Raw genomic sequence first — 3,654 nt, 5'->3', positions numbered from 1 at the left:
TTACGAATGAATTTGATTGTTGGTATTATCAATCATGAACTAGGATTCTAGTTTTGCAGGAAGTCTATTGTCAAAAATGTGATGGTAATCTTGTCCATCGACTGTCAGGTGACGTTCATAAATGCCTGAAGTCACGACAGATTGATTGACAACGGGAATGGTCATTAAGTGATTTCCCCTCGGATTGGCTGAATCTTGAATCTCGATTTGCCAAGGGTTATCCCCTCTTGCCTGATTTTTTCCAATGGTCAGGATACTCCCTCCCAGATTGATCAAGGCAGAAGTCATACCCTCTTTTCTAAGAAATTGGGCACCCTTTATCTGCACTATAACCCTTGACTAAACAACCTAAATCGATTTTCATTCCTTTCTGCTTTAAGAATACAATGGAAGTAGAAGAATCTAACTCGATATCATGAGGATTGATTAGAGACAGCACCGCTTCAATTTCTTGAGGTTGTGCAGCTTTGGCATCTGAAAAACCAATGCGCCAGGTTTGAATTAGGGGATCAATACTGATGTTGAGCTGGCTATAGAGTGCTAGGCTATGCTCTAAACCAAGTGAAATCAGTTCAAACAGGTCTGGATGAACAGTGACGGGGGCTATTCCTGCTTGATAATTGATTTCCATCAACTCAGATTCTTGACTATTGGCATTGAAATGGTATTCAAGCTTTTTGAGCAAATCAAAGGATTTTTAGAGTAAGATATCTGCTCACTCATTAACTAATGAAATAGTGATAGTGGTTCCCGTTAGGAGTTCAGAATGTGAACGAAGAGGCAAGCTAGCAACTTTTTTCTTTTGTAGAAAATAAGTTGCAATATCAAATAATTATATAAATGGAAGACCTTGTATTTTATTTTCATGTTATTATAATACCATAAAGCTAGAATTTTCATAAATTAAATTTGGAAAAAGTCAAGAAATATGCTTAAAAAAATTCATTAGGCTTGAAATTAGGATAAATGGAGAATTGTTTTTGATAAAAAATGATAAAGTAATAGCAAACCTCTGGTAAACGCTGACAATAAATGGTATACTAGTAAGGTAAATTTAGAATGAAAGTAGGAAATTTTTTATGAGTAAAATTGTTGTAGTCGGTGCTAACCATGCTGGTACAGCATGTATTAATACTATGTTGGATAATTTTGGAAATGAGAACGAAATTGTTGTATTTGACCAAAACTCTAGCATCTCTTTCCTAGGATGTGGAATGGCTCTTTGGATTGGTAATCAAATTGACGGTGCTGAAGGCTTGTTCTATTCTGATAAAGAAAAATTGGAAGCTAAAGGTGCTAAGGTTTACATGAACTCACCTGTTCTTTCAATCGACTATGATAACAAAGTAGTCACAGCCGAAGTTGAAGGAAAAGAGCACAAAGAATCATACGAGAAATTGATTTTCGCTACAGGTTCTACACCAATCTTGCCACCAATAGAAGGTGTTGAAATTCTTAAAGGAAACCGCGAATTTAAAGCAACTCTTGAAAACGTACAATTCGTGAAATTGTACCAAAACGCTGAAGAAGTGATCAATAAACTTGCTGACAAGAGCCAACACCTTGACCGTATCGCCGTTGTTGGTGGTGGTTACATTGGTGTTGAACTTGCTGAAGCCTTTGAGCGTCTTGGAAAAGAAGTTGTCCTTGTCGATATCGTTGATACTGTCTTGAACGGTTACTATGACAAAGACTTTACACAAATGATGGCGAAGAACTTGGAAGACCACAACATCCGCTTGGCTCTTGGTCAAACTGTTAAAGCAATCGAAGGTGACGGTAAAGTTGAACGCTTGATTACCGATAAAGAAACTTTTGATGTGGATATGGTTGTTCTTGCGGTTGGTTTCCGTCCTAACACAGCTCTTGCTGACGGTAAGATTGAACTCTTCCGAAATGGTGCTTTCCTTGTAGATAAGAAACAAGAAACTTCAATTCCAGGTGTATTTGCAGTTGGTGACTGTGCGACTGTCTATGATAATGCTCGTAAAGACACAAGCTACATCGCCCTTGCTTCAAACGCAGTTCGTACTGGTATCGTTGGTGCCTACAATGCTTGTGGACATGAATTGGAAGGAATCGGTGTTCAAGGTTCAAACGGTATCTCAATCTATGGTCTTCACATGGTTTCAACTGGTTTGACTCTTGAAAAAGCAAAAGCTGCAGGTTACAATGCGACTGAGACAGGATTTAACGATCTTCAAAAACCAGAATTCATGAAACACGATAACCATGAAGTAGCGATTAAGATTGTCTTTGACAAAGATAGCCGTGAAATTCTTGGTGCCCAAATGGTTTCACACGATATTTCAATCAGCATGGGAATTCACATGTTCTCACTTGCTATCCAAGAGCATGTAACAATTGATAAATTGGCATTGACAGACCTCTTCTTCTTGCCACACTTCAACAAACCATACAACTACATCACAATGGCTGCCCTTACAGCTGAAAAATAAAAATGATGAACTATCTGGTCTTAAGTCAAGGTCGGATAGTTTTTTAGGTACGACGGGTCATGGCCTACATCTGAGGAACAAGTCCTCTGTGGGCACTAGCTACCGATGAACCCAACAGCGCCCCTCAATCCTGACTATCGTGAGGTAGCGGACGAAGACGGTCTGGAGATAGACCCTGACGTTAGAGTAAAAAACGTTAGAGGAAAGAATAGCGAAATCCTGGTTCTAGGAACAGAGAGGTGCTAGGAAAGCCTATCTAGCAGATGAGATAGCCAAGAACTCTAAAGTTTATATAGGTAGTCGTAACTTATATCTGTAAGTCATGAAAGTAATTGAATTCGGACTAAGGTTTGTGTGAAAAAGATAAATCTTCCTAGAGTCCAAAGACTCTGCGTCCGATTTCCTATTTTCACTGTAACCTTTTAACGTCCTCTGTTATAAAGGAAGAAAGATCTGGGACTGATTCCGTGAGGTTTCATGAGCGCCTAAAGCATAGTAACAAGGAATCATGAGAAGTCAGCAGAAGCCATAGTAGTGATGAAGTTTCTGTAGTAGTATTAAATGGTTCAGTTGTATTTCCCAAAAGATGTGCCAATACAATGTATTACATAAATCGAATTTTAAATCTTAGGAAGTAGAAATTTTTAATGGTAGTAGATTTTCAAAGTGGTGAAATATGTTGAGGAATTTATTTTCTTTTCAAACATCAGATATTATTTATTTTGATAATGCAGCTACAGTTCCCAAGCCAAAAGCTGTTGTTAATAAATTAACAGAAGTTTATTCAGGAATTCCAATAAACATTAAGAGACATAATTCAAAAAATGATTTAATTTTTTCTAATGAATATGAGGCTGTTAAGAAAAAAATTAAAAATTTTCTAAGTGCCAGTAACTGCAATGTGCTTTTCACTAAAAGTGCTACGGAGGCTTATAACTTACTTAGTAGGTCTATAAAATATAATAAAGGTAAATTAGGCGTGTCTGTATTAGAACACCATTCTAATTATTTACCTTGGAAAATGTTATAGTTGCTTAGTTTCAAACAAGCATGTTATAATAAAGCTATGGCATATAGTACAGATTTTAAACAGCGAGCATTAGATTACATCAAAGAGGGGCACAGCCATGTCGAGGCAGCCAAGGTTTTTGATGTCGGCGTCAGAACTCTCTTCACGTGGGAAAAGAACTTACGT

Annotated in this window: 3 protein-coding genes and 1 pseudogene; 3 read left to right on the top strand and 1 reads right to left on the bottom strand. The window is 37.5% G+C overall.

Annotated features, from left to right (window positions below):
• Positions 1 to 63: 63 nt before the first annotated feature.
• Positions 64 to 784, bottom strand: a pseudogene (locus HT671_RS09400) (FAD:protein FMN transferase); the annotation flags it as partial.
• Between the two features lie 295 nt (positions 785 to 1,079).
• Here HT671_RS09400 and HT671_RS09395 point away from each other — a divergent pair.
• The 3 genes from HT671_RS09395 to HT671_RS09385 all read left to right on the top strand — a co-directional run.
• Positions 1,080 to 2,459 (top strand): FAD-dependent oxidoreductase, encoded by a 1,380-nt coding sequence (locus HT671_RS09395; RefSeq protein ID WP_000036801.1) that lies wholly within the window; start codon positions 1,080 to 1,082, stop codon positions 2,457 to 2,459.
• 676 nt (positions 2,460 to 3,135) lie between these two features.
• Positions 3,136 to 3,489, top strand: coding sequence for an aminotransferase class V-fold PLP-dependent enzyme (locus tag HT671_RS09390; RefSeq protein WP_000945718.1), 354 nt, complete (start codon positions 3,136 to 3,138; stop codon positions 3,487 to 3,489).
• A 36-nt stretch (positions 3,490 to 3,525) separates the two neighbouring features.
• On the top strand, positions 3,526 to 3,654 hold a 129-nt coding region (locus tag HT671_RS09385), incomplete at its 3' end, for an IS630 transposase-related protein (RefSeq protein ID WP_238375689.1).

The sequence above is a fragment of the Streptococcus sp. 2741 genome, assembly GCF_013276315.1.
GTDB lineage: Bacteria > Bacillota > Bacilli > Lactobacillales > Streptococcaceae > Streptococcus > Streptococcus pseudopneumoniae.
This window is presented reverse-complemented; position numbering and strand designations above follow the sequence as displayed.